Raw genomic sequence first — 23,145 nt, 5'->3', positions numbered from 1 at the left:
AGTTTTCCGTAAGCGCGTCTTAACCGTCAGCTAAGAAACCTCCCGGGAGTCGATTGTCGCCCAATCGGTGGGCAACGTGCTCGGTGGAGTCAACCCTCCGTAGCACACTTGGTGGCGTCGAAGACCGGTTCGGCGATTGCGGTCAGCAGGCGCTTGGCTGGCGCGTACGTGGGATCGACATGGCGTCCAAGGACGATCGCCGCCACGGTGGCGGCGCCGCCGGCCTTCAGCGCGTGCGCCAGTGACTGGACCCGGGCGCCGGTCGTCCAGGTGTCCTCGAGAATCAGCGCATGAATCGGCGCCCGGGAGGTGGGCAAGAGCGGCGCGAACCAGTCGGCGTGGAAGTCGTGGTCGTCCGCTCCATAGTTCGCATTGACCGTGCTGGCAATCCAGGGCAGGCCGAGTCGGTCGCCGACAAGCGCGGCGAGTGGATGCGGCCCAGTTCGGCCACGAGTGCTCGGGACGGTCATGAGGTGCGTTGGTGAAGCGCTGACGCGGCCCGCGACACAGGCGAGATGGTCCCGCAGGAAGAGCAGCAGTAGGGCGAGCAGGCTCCGCTGGGCCTGCTCGGACCGGGTTGCACCCTTGTACGACCGCAGATTGTGGTGATGCTGCCCGGTGCGAGGCGAGTACGAGATTGGTACGACCAGGTCCGCCAGGACGCCGTCAGACTGCGTGAGATGGGACTGGCAGCGAAAGCAGAGCGAGTAGCCCTCGCTACGAACACCCCGACACGTGGGACAGATCCATGAGTACGTCGGCAGCGGATTGCGTAGATAGCCGCGCTGGACCTCGACGTACCGGTTGATGATGGTCCAGCGCCGGTCAGCGAAGGGCGAAGTCAGGGAAGCTCTCCAGACCGGCGTCGGTGGGCTGGTAGCTGAGGATGTCGTCAACCGCTTCCAGCAACTGCGCGGTGCCGTGGACGACGTAGACCCCTGGGTTCTCGGCGAACGTCTTGGCCCACTCGCACTGCATGACCTGGCTCGTGAGAACGACCGGACGACCATGCTGCAGGGCCAGCCGGGCCTGAATCCGTGCGCCGCTGGTTTCACCGGCCTCGACAACGACCGTCGCGACTGCGTACCCACTCATGACGGCGTTGCGCATGGGAAAGCTCTGCCTGCTCGGCTGGGCATCGGGCCAGAACTGGGAGATCACGAGCCCGACCTCGGCGATGTGCTCCTGGAGACGCCGGTTGGCCGATGGGTAACAACGGCGAATGCCGGTGCCGAGGACGGCGACGGTACGGCCGCCGGCCTCCAGTGCGGCCGAGTGCGCGGCGGTGTCGATGCCGGCGGCGAGCCCACTCACCACCGTCACCCCGCGGCCCGCCAGCGTCCTGGCGACGGCCCGGGCAATCCGAAGACCCTCGTCGCTGGCCTTGCGGCTACCAACGACTGCCACCGCCCGATCATGAACACGCAGGTCACCCTTGCTGAACAGGACCGGCGGCACCTCCCGGATACCGAGCAGCTGGGCGGGATAGGTGTCGTCAAAGAACGCGTGGACGCCGATGCCATCCCCCTGCCAGCCGGCGACTTCGCCAGCAGCAGCGTTGATCAGATCGGTGGTCGAATCCACGTCCGGAAAGAGCGTGTCAGAGTGGCCGACCGTTCGGTCGAGGACCGCCTTGGCGCTGCCGTTTTCCTGGATCTCGAGAGCGACCTCAGACCAGCGCGTCTGTTGCAGGCGAAGTAGTGCGACCAGGGACGCCCGTTCGATCGCCGCCGTGTCCATGGGCACGATCGTAGGCCCTGGGCTGGGCTCCTGGCTCGAACCTCCCGGCCAGCGTTGCGAGTGGGAAGTCCCCGACGGCCTCATTGCTCGAACATATGTTTGAAGCAGTCAGGAATCAAGCCTGACTCGATCGTTCGGGCCGGACGCTTCAGCCGGCGCGGGCCGCCGCCAGCGCGGCGGCCATCGCCGCCCTCGGCGCGGCCACGCCGGTGAACTGCTCGAACTGCCCGACCGCCTGGGCCAGCAGCAGATCCAGGCCCGAGACGATCCGGCAGCCGGCCGCGTCGGCGGCGGTCGCCAGCGGCGTCGGCCACGGGTCGTAGAGCGCGTCGAAGAACACCGCGCCCGGCCGCCAGGCCACCGCGCCGGCCAGCGGGTCGGCGACCCCCTTCGGCACTGTGGAGACGACCACGTCGGCGGTCGAGAGGTGCCGGGGCGCATCGGCCCATGGGACGGGTGTCAGCGCGACACCCACGGCGTCGGCCACCGGCTGTAGCTCGTCGACCGCCTCCGGTCGGCGGGCCACCACCGTCACCGCCGAGCAGGCCAGCTGCGCGGCGGCGGCGAGCGCGGCGCGGGCCGTCCCGCCGGCACCGAGCACCGTCACGGCGGCACCGGCGCTCACCCCGGCGTCGGTGAGGACGTGCACCATGCCGGCGACGTCGGTGTTGTCCGCGTACCACGAGCTGTCCGGACGGCGTACCAACGTGTTGGCCGCGCCGACGGCGGCGGCGACCGGCGAGGCGGCGTCGGCCACCGCGAGCGCCGCCTCCTTGCCCGGCATGGTCACCGACAACCCGGCCCACTCCGGACCCAGGCCGGCGACCAGATCCGGCAGCTCCGCCGCCGCGCACTCGATCCGGGTGTACGACCACCCGGTCAGCCCCGCCGCCGCGTAGCCGGCGTTGTGGATCACCGGGGAGAGGGAGTGCGCGATCGGTTTGCCGAGCACCGCCGCCCGCCGCCTGAGCGCCATCAGATGATCCCGGCCTCCTTGGCCTTGGCCTCGTTGCGCTTTTGCTCCTCGTACGTCTCGGCGAAGGCGGAGTGGCCTTCCTTGTCGATCGCCACGAAGAAGAGCCACTTGCCCGGCGGCGTGTTCATCGCCCCTTCCAGGGCCTGCTTGCCGGGGTTGTTGATCGGGGTCGGGATCATCCCGGGCAGCTTGCGGTTGTACGGGTTCTTCGGGTCGTCCAGCTCGGCAGCGGTCATCTGCTTGGACGACTTGGTCGGCTTGCCGATCGACTCCAGGTAGTAGTTGACCGTGACGTCCATCTCCAGGCAGTTGCACGGGAACTCGCCGTACGCCCGGTTGTAGGCCACCCGGGCGACCTTGCCCAGGTCGTCCTTGTTGCCGGCCTCGGCCTGGGCCAGTGAGGCCACGATCAGCGCCTCGTACGGGCTGACCTTGCGCTTCTCCTGCACCTGGTCGGCGAACTTCATCTCCCCGGTGACGGAGAGGAAGCGATTCACCATCAGCTTGAGGATGCTCTCGGCGGTGGACTTCGGCGGGATCTCGTAGGTGTCCGGGAAGAGGAAACCCTCGACGGACTTGACGCTCTTCTTGCCGTCGCCGCGCTTGAACCACCAGTCCGGGACGCCGAGCCCCTCCGGGTCCTTCGCGGCGGCCTGGAAGTCCTTGACAGGGATCTTGGTCTTCTCGGAGAGCAGCTTGTAGATGTTGAAGCTCGTGCGGCCCTCGGGGATCGTCAACCCGTTGACGATCTTGTTCTTCAGGTCGAGCATCGCGGCGACGGCGTTCTCGCCGCTCATCTGCTTGCGCAGCTTGTACGTGCCCGGCTGGATGTTCTTGCTGCGCGACTCGGCCTCGGCCGCCTCGATGAAGGCCTTCTGGCTCTTCACCACGTCGGCCGCCACCAGGGCGTCGGCCATGTCGGCGAGCAGCGCGCCGTTCTTGATCTCGACGGTGATCTCACCGGACCCGCTGCCGTCGTAGTCGGGGGTGACGAAGTAGTTCTGGATCCGGTCGAAGCCGTAGAACGCGCCGCCGCCGATCGCGCCCAGCAGAACCAGGGCCATCAGCAGAGCCAGGAATGTCTTGCCCCGGCCGCCGCCGGACCCGCTCTTGCGCTTGCGGAAGCCGCGCCGGTGCCGACCCTTCTCCCCCCGCTCCGGCTCGTCGAACCCAAGGTCCAGATCGTCGATCATTACGTCCGCCTCCGCTGCGCGTCCAGCCAGCTCTGCAGGATCTCCACCGCGGCCGCCTGATCGACAACCGCACGTTGACGTTTACCTCGGACGCCACGCTCGGCAAGCCTACGAGAAGCGACCACGGTCGACATCCTCTCGTCAGTGAGCGTTACCGGGACGGGCGCTATCACATCGACCAGTCGGTCAGCGTACGCCTTCACGTGGGCGGCCGCAGGGCCGTGCTTGCCGGCGAGGTTGACCGGAAGGCCGACGACAACCCCCACCGCCTCGTGCTCGGCCACCAACGCGGCCAGCTCGGCGAGGTCGCTCGGCACCGCGTCCGGCGCCGCCGTGAGATCACGGGCCAGGGTGACCAGCGGCGTCGCCAGGATCCCGTCCGGGTCCGAGCGGGAGACACCCACCCGCACCTGACCGACATCCACGCCGATCCGCACCCCACGCGTCAGCTCAGCCACCGACGGTCACCACCGGCCGGGTACGAACCAGGGCGGACCAGATGGCCCGCCCTGACCCACAGTAATGGTTGATCACGCCTCGGTGATCGCCTTCTCGACGGTGAGCAGCAGGTTCGGCGCCTCGGCCGCGGGCAGACCGCCGCCCTGCGCCAGGTCCGGACTGCCACCGCCGCGCCCCGAGAACGCCGCCTTCACCAGATCCGACGCCGCCAGGCCCCGGCCCCGCGCCGCCGCGTTGACCGCCACCACCAGGGACGCCTTGCCGTTCGACCGGGCCGCCACCGCGACCACCGCCGGCCGCGCCGGGTCGATCTTGCCGCGGATCTCCTGGGCCAGGGTGCGCACGTCGTTGCCGGCCGCGCCCTCCGGCGCCTCGGTGCCCACGTACGCGACCCCGCGCACGTCCTTGGCCTGAGCCGCGAGCGCCGCCGCGCCACCCAGCACCAGCTGGGCACGCAGCTTCTCCAGCTCCTTCTCGGCGTCGCGGAGCTGGGTGACGGTCTGCTCCACCCGGTCGGCGACCTGGTCGTTGGGCACCCGGTACAGCTCGGCCAGCCGGGAGACCAACAGGTGCTCCTTGGCCAGGAAACCGAACGCGTCCATGCCGACCAACGCCTCGACCCGGCGGACACCGGAACCGATCGACGACTCGGAGAGGATCTTCACGAGGCCGAGCTGGGCCGAGCGGGCCACGTGCGTGCCGCCGCACAGCTCCCGGGCGTAGTCACCCACCTCGACGACCCGCACCTCCTCGCCGTACTTCTCGCCGAACAGCGCCATCGCGCCGATCCGCCGCGCCTCGTCCAACGAGGTGATGAAGGCGTGCACCTCAAGGTCGGCCAGCAGCACCTCGTTGACCTGCTGCTCCACGTCACGCAGGACGCTCGGCGACACCCCCGTCGGGGTGTTGAAGTCGAACCGGAGTCGACCGGGGGCGTTCAGCGACCCGGCCTGGGTGGCCGACTCACCGAGGAAGTTGCGCATCGTCTGGTGCACCAGGTGGGTGGCGGTGTGCGACCGGGAGATCGCCCGCCGTCGGGTCGTGTCGATCTCGGCGAAGCCGGCCTCACCGGCGCGTATCTCGCCCCGGATCACCCGGGCCCGGTGCACGATCAGGCCGGGCACCGGCTGCTGCACGTCGAGCACCTCGACCTGCCCGCCACCGACCGTGATCATGCCCTGGTCGGGCTGCTGGCCACCACCCTCGGCGTAGAACGGGGTGGTGTCCAGCACCAGCTCGATGGTGTCGCCCTCGGTCGCCGCCTGGCGCGGGCCGTCGGCGCCGAGCAGCGCCCGCACCGTCGACTCGCGGGACACCTCGCTGTACCCGGTGAACGTCACCGGCCCACCCGCGTCGAGCACCGAGCGGTACGCCGACAGGTCCACGTGCCCCGTCTTGCGGGCCTGCGCGTCCGCCTTCGCCCGGGTCCGCTGGTCGGCCATCAGCCGCCGGAAACCCTCGTCGTCGACGGTGAGGCCCTGCTCGGCGGCGATCTCCAGGGTCAGATCGATCGGGAAGCCGTACGTGTCGTGCAGCTGGAACGCCTTCGCACCGGACAGCGCGGAGCCGCCCGCCGTGCGGGTCTCCGCGATCGCGGTGTCCAGGATCGTGGTGCCGGCCCGCAGGGTGGACAGGAACGCCTCCTCCTCCGCGTACGCGTAATCCGCGATCCGGTCGAAGTCGGTCGCCAGCTCCGGGTACGACGGCGACATGCAGTCGCGGGCCACCGGCAGCAGCTCGGGCAGCGCCCGGTCCTGCCAGCCGAGCAGCCGGATCGACCGGATCGCCCGACGCATGATCCGGCGCAGCACGTACCCGCGGCCCTCGTTCGACGGGGTCACCCCGTCGCCGATCAGCATCAACGCCGTCCGCACGTGATCGGCGATCACCCGCAGCCGGACGTCGTCCGGGTGCGACTCGCTGGCCACGTGCCCGGAGTGCGCGCCGTACCGCTTACCGGTCAGCTCCGCCGCCCGGGCCAGGATCGGCCGGACCTCGTCGATCTCGTACAGGTTGTCGACGCCCTGCAGGATCGAGGCCATCCGCTCCAGGCCCATGCCGGTGTCGATGTTCTTCGCCGGCAGGTCACCCAGGATCGGGTAGTCCTCCTTGGTGGTACCCGGGCCCCGCTCGAACTGCATGAAGACGAGGTTCCAGTACTCCATGTAGCGGTCCTCGTCGACCGCCGGCCCACCCTCACGGCCGTACTCCGGGCCCCGGTCGTAGAACAGCTCCGACGACGGGCCGCACGGCCCGGGGATACCCATCGACCAGAAGTTGTCCGCCTTGCCCCGGCGGACGATTCGCTCGGCGGGCACGCCCACCGACCGCCAGATCTCGTACGCCTCGTCGTCGTCGAGGTAGATCGTCGGCCAGATCCGGTCCGGATCGAGCCCGTAACCACCCTCGGCGATCGGCTTCGTGGACAACTCCCACGCCAGGGGAATCGCCCCGGCCTTGAAGTAGTCACCGAAGGAGAAGTTGCCGTTCATCTGGAAGAACGTGCCGTGCCGGCTGGTCTTGCCGACCTCGTCGATGTCCGGCGTGCGGATGCACTTCTGCACGCTGACCGCCCGCTGGTACGCGGGAGTCTGCTGACCCAGGAAGTACGGGACGAACTGCACCATGCCGGCGTTGACGAACAGCAGGTTCGGGTCGCTGATGGCGGGCAGCGGAGCGGACGGCACCACGGTGTGGCCATTCGCCTCGAAGTGCGCGAGGTACCGCCGCTTGATCTCCGCCGTCTTCATCGCTGGTGTTCCTCCGGAAAGATTTCTCGATCGCCGATCCGCGGGTCTTCCCGCAGGTCGGCGAACTGATCGTCGAACGCCTCGCCCTGGGCGAACGCCTGGTGGATCTCCTGCTCGCGTTCGGCCATCCCGACCCGGACGTCCTCCACGAAACTACGCAGCGACTCAACGAGGCCGCCAGCGGATTCCGTCAGCGAGCTGGCGATGCCGGCCGGCGTGTACGCCTGCGCGGTCCGGGTCGCCCTGCGCACCACGATCACGCCGACGGCCACCCCGACGCCGAGCCAGAACAAGCGCTTCATGTCCCGCTACCTCCTGGTCCGGCCGGTCAGCTGTTGCCGCGTCGCGCGGCCCGTCGCTGCTGCTTGATGGTGTCGCGCACCTGGCGCTCGGTCTCGGCGTGCCGACGGCCGGCGGCGGCCTTCCGCACGCCGTAGCCGAACGCGGCCACCTTGACCAACGGGTTGGCGGCCGCGGCGGAGACGACGGTGGCCAGGTTGGCGACGTTGGCGGTGACGTTCTGCGCGTGGCTGGTCATGGTGTCGACCTTCGCCAACTGCAGGTTCACCCCGTCGAGCGAGGTCTGCACCTGCTCCAGCGCGGTGTTGACGTTCTTCACCGTGGTGTTCACGTCGCCGAGCAGCGGCGCGGTCCGATCGTTGAGGTCGTTGATCATGCGGGTGGTGGCGTCAACCGTGTGCCGCAGCCGCAGGATGGGCAGCGTCAGGATGAGCACCAGCACCGCGAACGCGGATGCCGCGATCAGCGCCGCGATCGCTCCAATGTCGCCCATGCCTGTCCTCCTCATGCAGAGTTCCGCAGGACCCGACGTCCCCGGAACGCACCACCATGACACCCGCGCCGGCCGCCGAGCCGTCGGCGTTGACCGACGGCGGGCGTGCCCGCCAGCCCCAGACCCTACCGTCCGTGATGGAGACCGGCTCAGGACGGTGAGGGTGTCAGCTCGCCCAGCGGATCCGCACTGACAGTGGGGAACGGATCCTCACCGGTCAGTGACGGGTCGGTGGTCGGCTGCGGCCTGGTCCGCTCGTCGTCGATCGCATTGCGCACCTTCACCGACACCAACGAGCCGGTGCACTCGGTCGCAGCGGCCGACGGGTCACCGGACGGCACCACTGCCGGCTCGCCGTCCACCGGCGGTGGCACGCAGGTCGGCTCGCGGACCCACAGGTCGAGGGTCAGCTCGTCGCGACGCCAGCAGGTGTAGCTGCCCTTCGTCTGCTGCTCCGGGCAGCGGCTCACCTTCCACGGCCGCCACCCGTCCGCACGCAGCGCGTCCTCGTAGACCCGCGCGGTCTCCTCGGGCGCCTTCTCCGAGGTCACGGTCCGCTCCCGCAACCGGCAGTCGATCAGGCACCACCGGCTGCCGCTGACGTCGTCGACGGTCTTCGCGGCCGCCCAACCGGGCACGTTGAGCTGGTCCAGGTTGTCGAAGACCGGGTCACGGCTCAGCGTCCGGAGGCCGAAGAAGAGCGGCACCGCGCCGAGCAGGACCACACTGACCAGCACCAACACCGCCGCGCGGAGGCGGCGTCGTTCCCGGGTCTGCCGGCGTTCCTCGGAACGGGCACCCGGCGCGGCGTCGTCGTCCGGCACGTCCTGGCCGGCCGCGCGCAGCGCCGGTCCGTCGGTGGGCTCCGGCGCCGCCCGGTCGAGGGGGCCGGACGCGGAGGGCACCACCACGGCGGCGCGCGCCACGCCGACGGGCTCACCGGCACGTCCGGGCGGCGGCACCGGCGCGACACCGCTCGGCTCGGCACGGCCGGGCTCCCGATGCGGGGGCAGGGCCCGCCCGGCGGCACGGTCGACCGGCGCGGGCCGGCCGACCGGCGCACCGCCACGGGCCGGACCCGCCGGCCCCGGTTCACCGGTGGTCCGCTCGTCGGTGGGCGGCTGCGCACCGGGCGGACGGACGGCGGCGCGAGCCGGACCGTCGGGACGTGACCGTGGCGGACCGTCCACGCCCGGCGGCACCGCCGCGCGGGCCGGACCGTCCGGACGGGTCGCGTCCCGGGGGGCAGCCTCGACACCCGGGCCGGGGCGTGCTGGGCCGTCAACGCCCCGACGCCCGGTCCCGGGTGCCGGCGCGTCGCCGGGGATGGGCCTCGCCCGGCCGGGTGGGGTGGAGCGGGCGGCGCCCCGGGCCGCGGGACCGACGCCGGGGGCGGGTCGCCCACCGCCGTAGGGGTCCTCGCCGGTGTCGTTGGCGGGCCCGGGTCGACCGGGACCGGCCGTACCGTCGGGGCCGGGCTCGGCTGCCGGACGACGTCGTCGGCCGGTCGGGTCCGGGGTGGGCGGTGCGTCCGGGCCGGGCCCCGCCGCGGCCCGGCCGCGCCGGACGGTGGGGTCGGGAGTGGGTACGGCCGCAGCGCCCCGACCACGGGCGGGCCGCTCGCCGGGAACCGACGGATAGGGCGACGCCTGCTCTCCGGTGGATCCCAGCGGATCGGGCCGGACGGCGCGACGCCCGGTCGGTGCGTCAGCGCCCGGGTCGACCGGCGGGCCGGCGGGCCGGCGGGCGGCGGTGCGCTCGGCGGCCGGGTCCGGCACGGCGAGGCGACCGGACGCCTGGTCGGCGTGTTCTCCCGGCCCGGTGGTCGACGCCGGACGGCGACCCCCGGCCGGCGGGGTGCCCTCGCGGCGGTTGACCACTGGCAGGCCCGGGTCGGTGTGCGGCAGCCGGCCGGCCTGGCGCAGCCAGTCCGCCGGTCGCTCCGGCCGGTCCACGCGGGGCTCGCCACCGGGTGGCGTTCGGCGTTCCGGTTCGTCGGAGACCACCCGACGCCGACCGGTGCCGTCGGCGGGGCCGACGGTGGGCAGGGCGCCGCTGTGCGCGCCGGGCGCCTCGGGCATCGACGACGCGCTGCCCGAGCGGGGCCCGGGCGGCACCTCGCCCGCACGGGGCACGGGCGGCGCGTTTCCGGAGCGGGGCACCGGTGGCGCGTCGCCCGCGCGGGGCACCGGTGGCGCGTTGCCCGAGCGGGGCACTGGTGGCTCGTCGGGTTCCGCGGCGCGGCGACGCCCGCCGGCTGCCGGACGGGGACGCTCGGCGGGCCGTTCGACGGGCTCGGGGGCACCGGGGTCGCCCGGGCCCGGACGACGCCTGGCGGCGCGCGGCCCACGATCGACGGCGGGGTCGGGCCGCGGGCCGTCCACGGTCGGCGGCACCACGCCAGCCGGCGCGCCGTCGAAGCGGGTCGGCCCGCCGGCGGTGGGTGCTCCGGCGGTGGGTGCTCCGGCGGCCCGCGCCGGGTCGGGTGGCGGGGCGGCGGCACGTCGACCGGTGGGCATGCCGTCGGCGGGCGGCCGGGCACGGCCGGGTTCGACCGGCTGCTCCGGGCCGGGTCGGCGAACCGGCGGGCCGGCGTCCGGACGGCGCAGCGGCGGCATCGCGTCCGGATGTCCGCCGGGCGCGGCGGTGTCCGGACGGCGGCCCGGCGCAACAGCGGCGTCCGGACGACGACCGGCCGGCGCGCCGGAGACCGGTGGGCCCACGGGTGGGCCCGGAGGGACCGCCGCACCTCGAGAACGAGCCGGGCCGCCGGGCACGTCGGGTGCCGGGCGAGGCCCCTGCGGGCCGGTCGGGTCACCACCGCCCGGGCGGGCGGTGGGTGGCGACGGCGGTACGGCGGCGCGGGCTCCGGGCACCGGCTGCACGCCGCGGCGCGGTGGCTGCCCGAGTGCGCCGGGGACCGGGGCGGGTGGCCGGTCATCCGGACGGCGGCCCGCTGGCGGCGTCTCCCCCGGCCAGGGTCCGTCGACCGGTCGACGGGCGGCGACGCCCGGCTCACCCTGACGTGGGGTCGGCGGCGCCGAGACCTCCGGCCCACCGCCGCGCGCACCGGGCGGCTCTGCCGGCGTACGCGGGGTGGCCTGGGCCGGCGGCCCCGCCGGGTCTGCGGGCGGCATGCCGCCACGGGGGCGGTTCGGCTCCGCCGGTGCGCCGTCCGGGCCCAGCTCGGTGCGTTGCTGCTTGGCCGAGCGCAGGTCGTCGATCCAGCCGAACTCCTCGCCGGCGACCGGCTCCTCCGGCTCCGGCTCGGCCGCCCGGCCACGACCCCAACGGCGGGTCTTGGCACGCGGATCGCGCCGCTCGTCCGGGCCCTCGTCCGGGCGGTCCCCACCACGCGATCTCACTGTTGACCCTCTCCTGCGGCGTCGGTGCCGCTGTCCTGCATCATGCCGGGGGCACCCGTGTCCGTCGTCGGACGGGCGACCCCCGGGGATAGCGCTGGCGCGTTCTGCGCCGTTACGGACGGCTCGGCTGCTGGTGTCGGCCGCGCGGCCGGGGCCGGCAGACCACGCACGATCCGGCGCAGCAGCGGCAGCCGTCCGGCCACCGACCGCTCCGCGCCGTGCGGGCTGGGCTGGTAGTAGTCGGTGCCCACCAGGTCGTCCGGAACGTACTGCTGGGTGACCACGCCGCGCTGGTCGTCGTGCGGGTAGCGGTAGCCGGTCCCGTGGCCCAACCCACGGGCACCGGCGTAGTGCGCGTCGCGCAGCCCCCGGGGCACCGGGCCACCGCGACCGGCCCGGACGTCGGCGATCGCGGCGCCGATGGCGGTGGTGGCCGAGTTCGACTTCGGCGCGGTGGCCAGATGGATCACCGCCTGGGCCAGGTTGAGCTGCGCCTCGGGCAGACCCACGTACTCGACAGCGTGCGCGGCGGCGGTGGCGACGCTCAACGCGGTCGGGTCGGCCATGCCCACGTCCTCGCTGGCGAAGATAACCAGGCGACGGGCGATGAACCGGGCGTCCTCACCGGCGACCAGCATGCGGGCCAGCCAGTGCACCGCGGCGTCGACGTCCGAGCCGCGCATGCTCTTGATGAAGGCGCTGACCACGTCGTAGTGGGCGTCGCCGTCACGGTCGTAGCGCACCGCCGCCACGTCGACCGCCTGCTCGGCGGTGGCCAGGTCGATCCGCCCGCCGCCGAGGGCCGTGGCGGAGGCGGCCGCCGCCTCCAGGGCGGTGAGGGCCTTACGGACGTCACCGGCGGCCAGCCGGACCAGGTGGTCCTCGGCCTCGGTGGTGAGGGTCAGCGCACCGTCCAGGCCACGCTTGTCGGCGACCGCGCGGCGCAACAGGCCCCGCACCGCCTCGTCGTCCAACGGTTGCAGGGTGAGCAGCACGCATCGCGACAGCAACGGTGAGATGACCGAGAAGTACGGGTTCTCGGTGGTCGCCGCCAGCAGGGTGACCGTACGGTCCTCCACGGCGGCGAGCAGCGAATCCTGCTGGGTCTTGCTGAACCGGTGCACCTCGTCGATGAAGAGCACTGTCTGCGGGCCGCCGGAACGACGCTGGCGGCGGGCCGTCTCGATCACCGCCCGGACGTCCTTCACCCCGGCGGAGAGCGCCGACATGGCCACGAAGCGGCGGTCGGTGGCACCGGCCACCAGGTGCGCGATGGTGGTCTTGCCGCTGCCCGGCGGGCCCCAGAGGATCACCGACATCGGCGCCCCGCCGGAGACCAGTTGCCGCAGCGGTGCACCGGGAGCGAGCAGGTGCTCCTGCCCGACCAACTCGTCGAGGGTGACCGGGCGCATCCGGACCGGCAGGGGCGAATCGTCGGCCACCGCGGTGAAGCCGTCGACACCGGCGGGACCGTCGGGCGCGCTGCGCGACCCGGTCGGTTCACCGAGGGAGAAGAGGGCGTCGGACTCCATCACGAAGACAGTACCGGGCCGGGCCCACGACGCCGGAATCGCGCCGCGGGCCCGCTGCCAGTGATCGGTTCCGGTCAGCCACGCCCGGGACGCCGGCCCCGGTACCAGCGGCCGCCGCCACCGCCGCGCGGGCCGCTGCCCACGCCGGCCAGGTAGAGCGAGAGCAGCAGCAACCCGATCAGGACGAGGGTGTTCCAGTTGAACAGGTCCGGCGCTCCGAAGTCGGTGCCGAGCAGGTCGAGCAGCAGGGCGAAGCCAAAGACGATGGCCGCGAGAATGGCGAGCATGTCGGTCCTCCGGTGGGGGTTCCCAGTAGGTCGGCGCGTGATGTACCCAATCGGTCGGCTCGCCAATCTCCACCGTGGATGCACCCGCGCCACGACGGCCCGGCGGCGGCCCGGCGGGACTTAGGCTGGGCAGCATGATCATCGACGACCAGGTGCTCCAGGACCGGAGCGCCATCCTGGGCGCCGTCGCGCACCACCCGTTCGCCCGGCACGCGCTCGGTGCGCGCCCGCCGGTGCGTGGCTATCGGCGCGACGGTGCCGTGCTGTGGCTGGTCCCGCCCGAGCAGGGACCGGCCGGCTGCGCGATCGGCCCGGTCGAACCGGCGCTGGAGATCTGCGTCGCGCTCATCGCCGACGGCGCGCTGCGCCCGGGGCACCGGCTGCACCTGCCCCGCCACGATCGCGCTCTGCTGGCCGACCGGCCAGCGGTCGCCGAACACACCGACTGGGACTTCCACTGGACCACCGCGCCACCGCCGGCCCAGCCGGACGAGAGGCGGGTCGTCCGCCTCACCGACGCCGACCAGCCGGCGCTGGCGGCGCTGGTCGAACAGTCGTTCCCCAGCAGCACCTCCCGCCCGGGAGACCCACGGGTGGTGGACTGGTACGGCATCCGGGTCGGCGACCGGTTGGTCGCCTGCGGCGCGGACCGCAGCCAGGGGGACATCGGCTTCCTCGCCGGCCTGACCGTCGCCCCCGACCAACGGGGTCGAGGGCTGGGCGCGTCCCTGACCGCAGGGATGACCCGGGCACTGCTGGCTCGCCACGACACCGTGGGGCTCGGTGTCTACACCCACAACGTCGGCGCGGCGCGGCTCTACCGTCGGCTCGGCTTCACCCACACCCTGCCGCTCAGCTCGGTCCGCCTCGCCTGACCGGCGATCGGCCGGCCAGGCGAGGGGTGTTCCCTAACGGTCGGCGACGGGTACCGGGACCGGGGTCGGCTCGACGGCGGGTGCGGCCCGACGGCCGGCCAGCCAGGCGGGCAGGTAGAGCGGAGCGGCCACGGCCAGCACCACCGCGCCGACCACCATCGCGGTGCTGACGCTGGTGGCGGCGGCCAGCGCGGTCAGCACCACCCCACCGAGCGCACCGGCCGGCTGTCCCATCATCGAGTTCAACGAGAGCACGCTGGTCCGGTACGGGCCGTCCACCTGCCGGTGCAGCAACCCGTTGTGCAGCGGGTTGGACGCCCCGTGCACGGCGTAGCAGGCCAGGTACGCGACGAGCACCCCGACCGGCCCGGCGAGCAGTCCCATCCCGGCCACCGTCACACCCTGCAGGACGCGCAGCAGCGCCGCGCCCGGGGCGGCTCCGAACCAGCGCAGCAGCAGGGGGGTCAGCGCCGCGCCAGCGGCCGAGGCCAGCCAGGCGACCGAGTTCGCCGGGCCGAGCAGCGCGGCGGCGCGTTCCGGGTCGCCGATCACCTCGGCCAGCCGCACCGGCAGCAGCGACTCGAAGGTGACCATGCCGAACCCCCAGAACAGCTCCACCGCGACCAGCGCCAGCAGCACCCGGGACCGGCGCAGCAGCCCGACCGCCTCACCGACCATCCGCGGCGCCTGGGCGGCCGAGGCCCGCACCGCCGCGAACCCGGTGGCCGACCGCTGCTCGACCAGCAGCGCGACCAGCGCGACGAGCGCCGCCGCCTGCGCGACGATGGCAGCCAGGACAGGCACCGTGAGCGCGCTGACCGGCCCGATCGGGCCGAGCGCGATCAGGCCTCCACTGAGCAGCGCGCCACCACCGATCGCACCGCCGACCACGGTGCCGGCATGCCCGAGGCCACGCTCGTACTCGGCCTCCGGGTCGGCAGCCAGGGTGGCGTCGACGTACCAGGACTCCAACGGGCCGCTGTCCAGCGCCCGGTAGACCCCCTGCAGGGCCCAGACCACGAAGAACAGCCAAAACGAGTCGGCCACCGCGAACAGCGCCAGCGAGGCGAGGTTGAGCACCCCGGCGGCGAGCAGCACGGGTCTGCGCCCGATCGCGTCGGCGATCCCGGCGGTCGGCAACTCCAGCGCCAGCACCAACAACCCCTGCGCGGTGCCGACCAGGCCGATCTGCGGCAGCGACAGGCCCCGCTCCTGCATCAGCAGGATCATCACCGGAATCATCAGACCGGTGGGCAGCCAGCGCAGGCCGTAGAGCGTGAGGTAACGACGGCGGATCTGGCGTACGGTCAGCGCGCTCATGACACCACCTCCGTTCGCGACTGCGGGGCTCGCAAACCCGGCTCACTCCTCGCGCTCACCCAGCCACCTTCCGTTCGCGACTGCGGGGCTCGCAAACCCGGCTCACTCCTCGCGCTCACCCAGCCACCTTCCGTTCGCGACTGCGAGGCTCGCAAACCCGGCTCACTCCTCGCGCTCACCCAGCCACCTTCCGTTCGCGACTGCGAGGCTCGCAAACCCGGCTCACTCCTCGCGCTCACTGGAGACCGTCGCGCAGGGGGTAGGCGGCCAGGAAGACCTGCACCGGGCGGGCCTCCGGGTCGGCGGCGGCGTCGGGCTCGGCCTCGCGGTGGTAGCGCTCCAGCACCTGCCACACCTCCGCCTTGAGTTCCTCCAGCCGGGCCGGCGGGATGGTCATGAAGATGTCGCCCATGCCGAAGCCGTCCCGCCAGGCGGGTGACCACTCGTGCTGGGTGGCGAACCAGCGCTCGGCGGTCTCGGCGAGGAGACGCACCTGGTCGCCCTGGATCCACTCGATCGCGGCCCGGGCGTCGGGGTCGTCGTCGAAGTCGCTCGGCTCCCAGTTGGTGACGTCGTGCGCCGCCTGCCACCAGCGTTGCCGCCCGCTGCCCCGGTCAGGGTCCTCGACGACGAGCCCGACCTCGGCGAGTTGACGCAGGTGGTAACTGGTCGCGCCGGTGTTGGTGCCCAGCAGCTCGGCGAGGGTGGTGGCGGTGGCGGGCCCCTTCACGCGCAGGGCGCCGACCAGCCGCATTCGCAGCGGGTGCGCCAGGACGCGGACCTGCCGCTTGTCGATGCGGACCTCACGTAGCGCCGCCCGCGGAGCGTCTCCATCGTTCTCCATGACTGCACACTATCTCTGCACACTTCCTATGCACAATAGTTGTGCATAGGAAGTGTGCAGGAATCAGCGGGCGAGAACGTCGCGTACCCCGCGCAGTCGGGTGCGCAGCAGGCCAGCGGCACGGGTCGAGTCGAGGCGTACGTCAAGGGGACGGACCAGACCGCTGCTCGCGCTGGTGGCGGTCTTCAAGCCGGCCGGATCCAGGCCGTACCGCTCGGCGACCAGCAGGCCCAGCTCGGCCCGGCTGACCGTGTCCGCGCCGGCCACGTTGAGCAGACCGGCGTACGACGAGACGACCAGCTCCAGCACGGCGTCAGCCAGGTCGGTGACGTCGATCGGGCAGCGCAGCTCGTCGCTGAACAGGGTGGCCCGGCCGGCGAGCGCGTCCCGGCAGAGCTGGATCTGCTTGCTGCCCTCCCCCACGATCAGCGAGGTCCGCACCACTGCCGCGCCGGGGTCGATCGCCCGCACGGCGGTCTCGGCGGCGGCCTTCGCGGCCCCGTACGCGTGCACCGGCGTGGGTGGTTCGTCGTCGAGGTACGGCACGGGTCGGCCGGCGTGCAGCGCATCACTGGACAGGTGCACCAGCCGGGCACCCGCCTCGGCGGCGGCGAGCGCCACGTGCGCGGCCCCGTCGGCGGTGACCCCCCAGTCCTCGTACCGATAGGGGGTCCCGACCACGGCGTCCGGCCGCACCTGGGCGACCAGCGCATGCACGGCGGCCCGGTCGGTCACGTCCAGTCGACGCGCCTCGACACCCGGCACGTCGATCTCACCCGAGTAAAACGTCCCAACAACCGACCAACCAAGCCCGAGGCCCCGCCGACAAACCGACCGCCCGAGTAACCCACTACCCCCGACAACAAGCACCCGCATCCCAGCCCACTCCCCTGCCGCCGCCGACGTCGATCATGAGGTTAACGAGCGACACGCCGTGGCGCGGGCCCGTCAACCCCATGATCGACGGCGCGAATGGGGGTCAGACCGGGTCGGCCACCGGGGCTGCCGGGCCTGCCGTGCCGGCGTGGGCCGCCGCGGCCGGCTTGGGCTTGGCGTCGATGCCGGCCTCGGTGCGCTGCTGGGCGGTGATCGGGGTGGGAGCACTGGTCAGCGGGTCGAAGCCACCCCGGGTCTTCGGGAACGCGATGACCTCACGGATCGAGTCCGCACCGGCGAGCAGCATGCAGACCCGGTCCCAGCCGAAGGCGATACCGCCGTGCGGCGGGGCGCCGTACTTGAACGCCTCCAGCAGGAAGCCGAACTTGTCCTGCGCCTCCTCGGCGGTGATGCCGAGCAGGTCGAAGACCCGCTTCTGCACGTCACCCCGGTGGATACGGATCGACCCGCCGCCGATCTCGTTGCCGTTGCAGACGATGTCGTACGCGTACGCCAGGGCCCGGTCCGGAGCCTCCTCGAACCGGTCCACCCACTCCGCGTTCGGCGAGGTGAACGGGTGGTGCACGGCCGTCCAGCCACCCTCGTCAGTGCGCTCGAACATCGGCGCGTCGACCACCCAGCAGAACGCCCAGGCGCTCTCGTCGATCAGGCCGGAACGCTTGGCGATCTCGACCCGGGCCGCCCCGAGCAGCTCCTGCGCCTCCCGGGTGGTGGCGCTCGCCGCGAAGAAGACCGCGTCGCCCGGCTTGGCGCCGACCGCGTCGGCGAGCCCGCCCAGGTGCTCGGCGGAGAGGTTCTTCGCCACCGGGCCGCGCGCCTCGCCGGTCTCGGCGTCCAGCACCACGTACGCCAGGCCGCGCGCGCCCCGCGCCTTCGCCCAGTCCTGCCAGCCGTCCAGCTCCTTGCGGCTCTGCGCCGCGCCGCCCGGCATGACCACCGCGCCGACGTAGCCGCCCGCGTCGATCGCCCCGGCGAACACCCGGAACTCGGTGCCGCGCAGGTACTCGGTCAACTCGGTCAGCTCGACGCCGTAGCGCAGGTCCGGCTTGTCCGAGCCGTACCGGGCCATCGCGTCGTGCCAGGTGATCCGCGGGATCGGCCGGCTGATCTCGTGCCCGGCCAGGTCCTTCCACAGCGCCGAGACGATCGCCTCGCCGAGGTCGATCACGTCATCCTCGGTGACGAACGACATCTCGATGTCGAGCTGGGTGAACTCCGGCTGCCGGTCGGCGCGGAAGTCCTCGTCGCGGTAGCAGCGGGCGATCTGGTAGTACCGCTCCATGCCGCCGACCATCAGCAGCTGCTTGAACAGCTGCGGCGACTGCGGCAACGCGTACCAGCTGCCGGGCTGCAGGCGCACCGGCACCAGGAAGTCGCGGGCGCCCTCCGGCGTCGAACGGGTCAGCGTCGGGGTCTCGATCTCCAGGAAGTCCCGCTCGTGCAGCACGCCCCGGGCGAGCTGGCTGGCGCGCGAGCGCAGCCGCAGCGCGTTCGCCGGGCCGCTGCGCCGCAGGTCCAGGTAGCGGTACCGGAGTCGGATGTCGTCGCCGGCCTCGATCTGGTCGTCCACCGGCAGCGGCAGCGGCGCCGCCTCGGAGAGCACCTCCAGCTCGGCGGCGGTCACCTCGACCTCACCGGTGGGCAGCTCCGGGTTCTCGTTGCCGGCCGGACGGCGGGTCACCTCGCCGACGACCTTCACGCAGAACTCGTTGCGCAGCGCGTGCGCGTCCTCCTCGCGGAACACCACCTGGACAACACCGGAACCGTCGCGCAGGTCGACGAAGATGACCCCGCCGTGGTCGCGGCGGCGGGCCACCCAGCCGGCGAGCGTCACCGTCGAGCCGGCGTCCGCGGCGCGCAGGCTTCCGGCATTGTGGGTACGGATCACGGCTGGCAACTCCTCATCGTGGAACAGTCCTCACCCGCATTCTGTCAGGGGTGGCCGCCCCGCCTCCGGGCACCCGGCAGGCCGGCACGATTCGCTGGTGGGGTGGACCGGCGAACCCGACTCCCCCGGCAGCCGCGGCGGTTAACGTGGCGAAATGCGGCCCGTACCGAACTGGGCCGTCGCCACGGCGGCGGCGGCGCCCGTGTTGCTGGTGGCCGGTTGGACGGTGGCGGAGTCCCGACAGCCCGTCGGGTACGACCCGGTCCGGGACACCATCAGCGAGCTGGCGGGGCAGAACGCCACCGACGCCTGGATCATGGTGGTGGCCCTGGTGCTGCTCGGTTGCTGCTACCTGTCGGTCGCCGCCGTGCTGCACGCGGCCGGGCTGCCCAGCCGCTTCGTGCTCGCGATCGGCGGGGTGGCCACCATCGCGCTCGTCGCCTTCCCCCGGCCGCCGGTCGGTGGCTCGGTCAGCCACGGCGTCACGGCGACGGTGGCCGTCCTCGCCCTGGTGCTCTGGCCGGCTGGTTCGGCACTGCGGCTGCCGCGCGGCCACGACAGCGAACACCCCGACCGGCCGGAGCCACCCTGGGCGTTCCGTCGGTCGGTCGGGTTGAGCGCCACGCTCGTGCTGCTCGCGCTCTTCGGCTGGTGCGCGTTCGAGGTGACCAGTGGGTCCCGCACCGGGTTGGCCGAGCGGGTGACGGCGGTGGCGGTCTCCCTCTGGCCGCTGCTGGCGGTCCTCTCCGCCCGGCGGGCGCACCTCGCCTGGTCGGCCGGTGGCACCGTACGGGTGGGCCCGGACCTGCCGACCATCGGCGTCGTACCCCCGGATCCGCTCGGACCCCCGGGCGGGCCGGCGCCCGGGCGACCCGACCGGCTGCCGTGAGTCGCCGCCGGACCTGAGCCCTCGGCGTCGTCCGTCCGCCCGGACCGCGCGGCCCGGGAACCGCGCCGGTCGCACCGCTACGATCGCCCGATGTCCGCCGTTCCCCGTTGGGCTCTGCTGTCGGCCGCTGGCGCACCGCTGTTCCTCATCGGCGGCTGGACGGCGGCCCAGGCCGCCCAGGCCGACGGGTTCGACCCGGTGCGGCAGACCATCAGCGCGCTCGCTGCCACCGGCGCGGACCAACGCTGGATCATGACGATCGGGCTGGCCGGCCTGGGCCTCTGTCACCTGACGACCGCGCTCGGCCTGGTCAGCGCCGCACCGGCGGGCCGCGGGCTGCTCGGGGTGGGCGGGCTGGCGACGGTGCTGGTGGCCGTGTTCCCGCAGAACGCGACGGGCAGTTCGACGACGCACGTCGTGGCCGCCGGGGTGGCGTTCGGCGCGTTGGCCGTCTGGCCGGCCCTGGCGGTGCCCCGTCGCGCCGCGCCGCCCCTCGCCCGGGAGCACCGCCATCCGCCGCAGGGCGGGCCGGCTCCCGTACGCCGGGTGGCGCTCGCCGCGGCGGCGGTCCTGCTCGGCCTGGTCGGCTGGTTCGCCGTCGAGTTCGTCACCGACGGGGCGTGGATCGGGCTGACCGAGCGGCTGGCGGCGGCCGCCGAGGCGGGCGCACCGCTGGCCGCCGTGCTGCTCTCCCGTCGGCGGCCGAGACCGTCCGGTCCCGGCTGACCGCCGACGCGTTCGCCGGTGTCGGCGGGGTCCGGTGGGCCGTGAACGCGACGCGGGCCGCCGGAGTGTTCCGGCGGCCCGCGAGCGGTGCGTGGGTCAGAAGACGCTGACGCCGTAGCGGCTGAGCGCCTCGGTGACCGGCTGGAAGAAGGTCGTGCCACCGGTGCGGCAGTTGCCGCTACCACCGGAGGTCAGGCCCAGCGCGGTGGTGTTGGCGAAGAGCGAGCCGCCGCTGTCGCCCGGCTCGGCGCAGACGTTGGTCCGGATCAGGCCGGAGACCGAGCCCTCGGCGTAGTTCACAGTGGCGTTGGTCGCGGTGACCGAGCCGCTGCGCAGGCCGGTGGTGCTGCCGGAGCGCTGCACCGCCTGGCCGACGGACGCGTTGCCGGCGCCGGTGATGTCCCGGAAGCTGCCGTTGTAGAGGGAGACGTTACCGGCGGCGTTGGCCGAGTTGTTGTGCCGCACGATGCCGTAGTCGTTGCCCGGGAAGCTGGTGCCGGTACGGGTGCCCAGCAGCGCGGTCTGGGCGGAGTTCGAGTACCAGCTCGACGAGATGTTGGTGCAGTGCCCGGCCGTCAGGAACGAGTAGGTGCTGCCGCTGCGCACGTTGAAGCCGAGCGAGCAGCGCCCGCCGCCACCGGCGTAGATGGCCTGACCACCGGAGATGCGGGTGCTCAGCACGCCCGCCTCGGCCTCGACCCGGACCGCGCCGTTGGCCCGCGTGGCGGCGGCCTTGACCCGCTCCAGCTTGGCCCCGGTGACGGTGCTGTCGACGGAGACGACGACCTGGTTGGTGACCGGGTCGCTCCACCAGGCGGTGCCCGGAATCTTGGCGGAGCGCTCCAGGTCGGCGGTGGCCCGGTTGAGCTCGGCCGCGCCGCGGGTGACGTAGCGGACGACGGCGCCGGCCTTGCTGGCCTTGCTGGCGGCGGCCGCGTCGGTCACCGTGACGACGGACTTGCCGCTGGCGTCGATGTACGAGCCGGCGGAGCGGTCGCCGAGTTCCGCGGCGATCGCGGCGGCGGCATCGGGCGACGCGGCGGGAGCGGCCTGAGCCGGCGCACCGATCAGCGAGCCGACGACCAGGGTTCCGGAAACGGCGACGGTAGCCGCAACACGGAATGAGGACCTCGTGGGTCGCATGTAACAACCTCCTGGGCGGGGGAGCGGGTCTCGCCGGGGGCGGCTGACCCGAGGGCAACCCGGCCGATCTGGGGAAACCGGCCGGCTGAGACTGAAGTATTCACATACTTAAGATCATTAACAAGGCTTGAATTCGCCCGAATTCACCGTCCTTGATCGGCCACACGGCCGCAACACCCTCGACACGCTGGTGAACAGGCGCCGTCACACCCGACCGACATCCGGCCCATCAGGAAGTGAACAACCATCGATGCGTTGCCGCGCACCGGGCGCGGCGCGCACCGCCCGCCGGGACGGCACGACGGCGAGCGCCGGGTGATGAGCGCGGCCCGGTGAGCGCGCCGCGTGAGGAGCGGGCCGCGTGAGGAGCGGGCCGCGTGGGGGGCGCGGCGCGACGGGCGCCGTCGGTCAGGGGGTACGGCGACGGGCGCCGGGACCCGGGCGGGGCACCACGTCGCGGGGCCGATCGACATCGTGCCCGTCGACGCAGCGCAACTCGGCGCGTACCTCGGCGCCGCAATCGCGGTGGGTGACGCTCAGCGGCGGGCCGTCCGCGTCGGCGAGGTACCGGTCACCCCAGCCGAGGACGGCGACCAGCACCGGCCACAGATCCAGACCCTTCTCCGTCAGCCGGTACTCGTGGCGCAGGCGACTGCCGGGCTCCCGGTACGGCTCGCGACTGAGCACGCCCTGCTCCACCAGGCTGGCGAGCCGGTTGGTCAGCACCTGGCGCGGAATGCCGGTACGCACCCGCATGTCGTCGAAGCGGCGTACGCCGGTGAACACCTCGCGCAGGACCACCAACGTCCACCGCTCACCGAGAATCTCCATCGCGCGGGCGATGGTGCAGTTCTCCACTGACCAGTCCAGAGCCGCGGGTCGCATCTGACCAGGCTAAGTCTCGTTGACAGACTCAGCAACCGACTGCGAGGCTGCGTCCATGACGCAGACGCAGGAACCAGCGCGCAGCCGTACCTTCACCTGGGCGGACCCGTCGGTCAACGCCGCCCAGGTCGGTCGACGCAGCGGCCTGGACATGCTCCGGGCGATGATCGCCGGCGAACTGGCCGCGCCGCCGGTGATGCACCTTCTCGACATGAGCCGGATGGAAGCCGACGAGGGTCGGGTCGTGGTCGAACTGACCCCGCAGGAGTTCCACTACAACCCGCTCGGCAGCGTCCACGGTGGCGTGCTCTCCACCCTGCTGGACACCGCCGCGGGGTGTGCCGTGCACACCACCCTGCCGGCCGGTGTCGGCTACACGTCGCTGGACCTCAACGTAAAGTTCCTCCGTCCGGTCACCGTCGACAGCGGCACCCTGCGCTGCGAGGGCACGGTGCTGCAACGCGGCCGCCGCACGGCCCTGGCCGAGGCCCGCGTCACCGACGCCGCCGGCCGCCTGACAGCCCACGCCACCAGCACCTGCCTCCTCCTCCCCCTCCCCTAACCCCTGCCCCTCCCCTAACCC

General features: G+C 72.8%; 21 protein-coding genes. 4 read left to right on the top strand and 17 right to left on the bottom strand.

From position 1 onward, the window contains the following. Positions 1–89: 89 nt before the first annotated feature. From QCZ28_RS22700 to QCZ28_RS22650, 11 genes are all read right to left on the bottom strand, one after another. Complete coding sequence (locus QCZ28_RS22700) at positions 90–470, bottom strand: hypothetical protein (RefSeq protein ID WP_279518540.1); 381 nt, start codon at positions 468–470, stop codon at positions 90–92. Positions 471–825: 355 nt separating this feature from the next. Then, complete coding sequence (locus tag QCZ28_RS22695) at positions 826–1,740, bottom strand: DNA-protecting protein DprA (protein WP_279518539.1); 915 nt, start codon at positions 1,738–1,740, stop codon at positions 826–828. A gap of 148 nt (positions 1,741–1,888) precedes the next feature. Beyond that, the gene (locus QCZ28_RS22690) at positions 1,889–2,716 is read right to left on the bottom strand and encodes a shikimate dehydrogenase (protein ID WP_279518538.1); all 828 of its coding nucleotides are present in this window, start codon (positions 2,714–2,716) and stop codon (positions 1,889–1,891) included. Continuing rightward, the gene (gene mltG, locus QCZ28_RS22685; protein ID WP_279518537.1) at positions 2,716–3,909 is read right to left on the bottom strand and encodes an endolytic transglycosylase MltG; all 1,194 of its coding nucleotides are present in this window, start codon (positions 3,907–3,909) and stop codon (positions 2,716–2,718) included. The genes QCZ28_RS22690 and mltG overlap by 1 nt, the downstream gene beginning before the upstream one ends. After that, positions 3,909–4,367: a Holliday junction resolvase RuvX gene (ruvX, locus tag QCZ28_RS22680; RefSeq protein ID WP_124857577.1), complete on the bottom strand. Its 459-nt coding sequence runs from the start codon at positions 4,365–4,367 to the stop codon at positions 3,909–3,911. Before ruvX ends, mltG begins: the two co-directional genes overlap by 1 nt. Before the next feature lie 72 nt (positions 4,368–4,439). Next, complete coding sequence (gene alaS / locus QCZ28_RS22675; protein WP_279518536.1) at positions 4,440–7,118, bottom strand: alanine--tRNA ligase; 2,679 nt, start codon at positions 7,116–7,118, stop codon at positions 4,440–4,442. Then, complete coding sequence (locus tag QCZ28_RS22670) at positions 7,115–7,420, bottom strand: hypothetical protein (RefSeq protein WP_030335605.1); 306 nt, start codon at positions 7,418–7,420, stop codon at positions 7,115–7,117. The genes alaS and QCZ28_RS22670 overlap by 4 nt, the downstream gene beginning before the upstream one ends. Before the next feature lie 26 nt (positions 7,421–7,446). Then, positions 7,447–7,911 (bottom strand): DUF948 domain-containing protein, encoded by a 465-nt coding sequence (locus tag QCZ28_RS22665; RefSeq protein ID WP_030335603.1) that lies wholly within the window; start codon positions 7,909–7,911, stop codon positions 7,447–7,449. Between the two features lie 149 nt (positions 7,912–8,060). Then, positions 8,061–8,735 carry a hypothetical protein gene (locus QCZ28_RS22660; protein ID WP_210857835.1) on the bottom strand — a complete coding sequence of 225 codons (675 nt, stop codon included), beginning with the start codon at positions 8,733–8,735 and terminating at the stop codon, positions 8,061–8,063. 2,537 nt (positions 8,736–11,272) lie between these two features. Beyond that, a complete protein-coding gene (locus QCZ28_RS22655; protein WP_279518535.1) occupies positions 11,273–12,808 on the bottom strand; it encodes a replication-associated recombination protein A in 1,536 nt (511 codons plus the stop codon). Positions 12,809–12,882: 74 nt separating this feature from the next. Then, positions 12,883–13,095: a hypothetical protein gene (locus tag QCZ28_RS22650; protein ID WP_124855015.1), complete on the bottom strand. Its 213-nt coding sequence runs from the start codon at positions 13,093–13,095 to the stop codon at positions 12,883–12,885. Between the two features lie 134 nt (positions 13,096–13,229). On the opposite strand from QCZ28_RS22650, the gene QCZ28_RS22645 reads away from it, so the two are divergent. Then, positions 13,230–13,970: a GNAT family N-acetyltransferase gene (locus QCZ28_RS22645; protein WP_279518534.1), complete on the top strand. Its 741-nt coding sequence runs from the start codon at positions 13,230–13,232 to the stop codon at positions 13,968–13,970. A 33-nt stretch (positions 13,971–14,003) separates the two neighbouring features. Here QCZ28_RS22645 and QCZ28_RS22640 read toward each other — a convergent pair whose 3' ends face one another. The 4 genes from QCZ28_RS22640 to aspS form a co-directional block, all read right to left on the bottom strand. After that, positions 14,004–15,290 carry an MFS transporter gene (locus QCZ28_RS22640; protein WP_279518533.1) on the bottom strand — a complete coding sequence of 429 codons (1,287 nt, stop codon included), beginning with the start codon at positions 15,288–15,290 and terminating at the stop codon, positions 14,004–14,006. Between the two features lie 235 nt (positions 15,291–15,525). Further along, the gene (locus tag QCZ28_RS22635; RefSeq protein WP_279518532.1) at positions 15,526–16,134 is read right to left on the bottom strand and encodes a helix-turn-helix domain-containing protein; all 609 of its coding nucleotides are present in this window, start codon (positions 16,132–16,134) and stop codon (positions 15,526–15,528) included. A 63-nt stretch (positions 16,135–16,197) separates the two neighbouring features. Further along, entirely contained in the window at positions 16,198–17,010 is an 813-nt protein-coding gene (locus QCZ28_RS22630) for a sugar nucleotide-binding protein (RefSeq protein WP_279518531.1), read from the bottom strand. 103 nt (positions 17,011–17,113) lie between these two features. Further along, complete coding sequence (aspS, locus tag QCZ28_RS22625; protein WP_279518530.1) at positions 17,114–18,919, bottom strand: aspartate--tRNA ligase; 1,806 nt, start codon at positions 18,917–18,919, stop codon at positions 17,114–17,116. A 154-nt stretch (positions 18,920–19,073) separates the two neighbouring features. Between aspS and QCZ28_RS22620 the strand changes: the two genes are divergently transcribed. Together QCZ28_RS22620 and QCZ28_RS22615 are read left to right on the top strand one after the other, a co-directional pair. After that, entirely contained in the window at positions 19,074–19,808 is a 735-nt protein-coding gene (locus tag QCZ28_RS22620; protein ID WP_279518529.1) for a DUF998 domain-containing protein, read from the top strand. 90 nt (positions 19,809–19,898) lie between these two features. Further along, the gene (locus QCZ28_RS22615) at positions 19,899–20,534 is read left to right on the top strand and encodes a DUF998 domain-containing protein (protein ID WP_279518528.1); all 636 of its coding nucleotides are present in this window, start codon (positions 19,899–19,901) and stop codon (positions 20,532–20,534) included. Between the two features lie 96 nt (positions 20,535–20,630). Here the strand turns inward: QCZ28_RS22615 and QCZ28_RS22610 are convergent, their stop codons facing one another. Both QCZ28_RS22610 and QCZ28_RS22605 read right to left on the bottom strand, forming a co-directional pair. Continuing rightward, positions 20,631–21,677 (bottom strand): S1 family peptidase, encoded by a 1,047-nt coding sequence (locus tag QCZ28_RS22610; RefSeq protein WP_279518527.1) that lies wholly within the window; start codon positions 21,675–21,677, stop codon positions 20,631–20,633. 408 nt (positions 21,678–22,085) lie between these two features. Then, complete coding sequence (locus QCZ28_RS22605) at positions 22,086–22,562, bottom strand: helix-turn-helix domain-containing protein (protein WP_279518526.1); 477 nt, start codon at positions 22,560–22,562, stop codon at positions 22,086–22,088. A gap of 55 nt (positions 22,563–22,617) precedes the next feature. On the opposite strand from QCZ28_RS22605, the gene QCZ28_RS22600 reads away from it, so the two are divergent. Beyond that, positions 22,618–23,124: a PaaI family thioesterase gene (locus tag QCZ28_RS22600; RefSeq protein WP_279518525.1), complete on the top strand. Its 507-nt coding sequence runs from the start codon at positions 22,618–22,620 to the stop codon at positions 23,122–23,124. Positions 23,125–23,145 lie beyond the last annotated feature (21 nt).

It is taken from the genome of Micromonospora sp. DH14 (genome assembly GCF_029809455.1).
Classification (GTDB): domain Bacteria; phylum Actinomycetota; class Actinomycetes; order Mycobacteriales; family Micromonosporaceae; genus Micromonospora; species Micromonospora parva.
The sequence above is the reverse complement of the archived record's forward strand: the minus strand, read 5'-3'. Positions and strand labels throughout refer to the sequence as shown.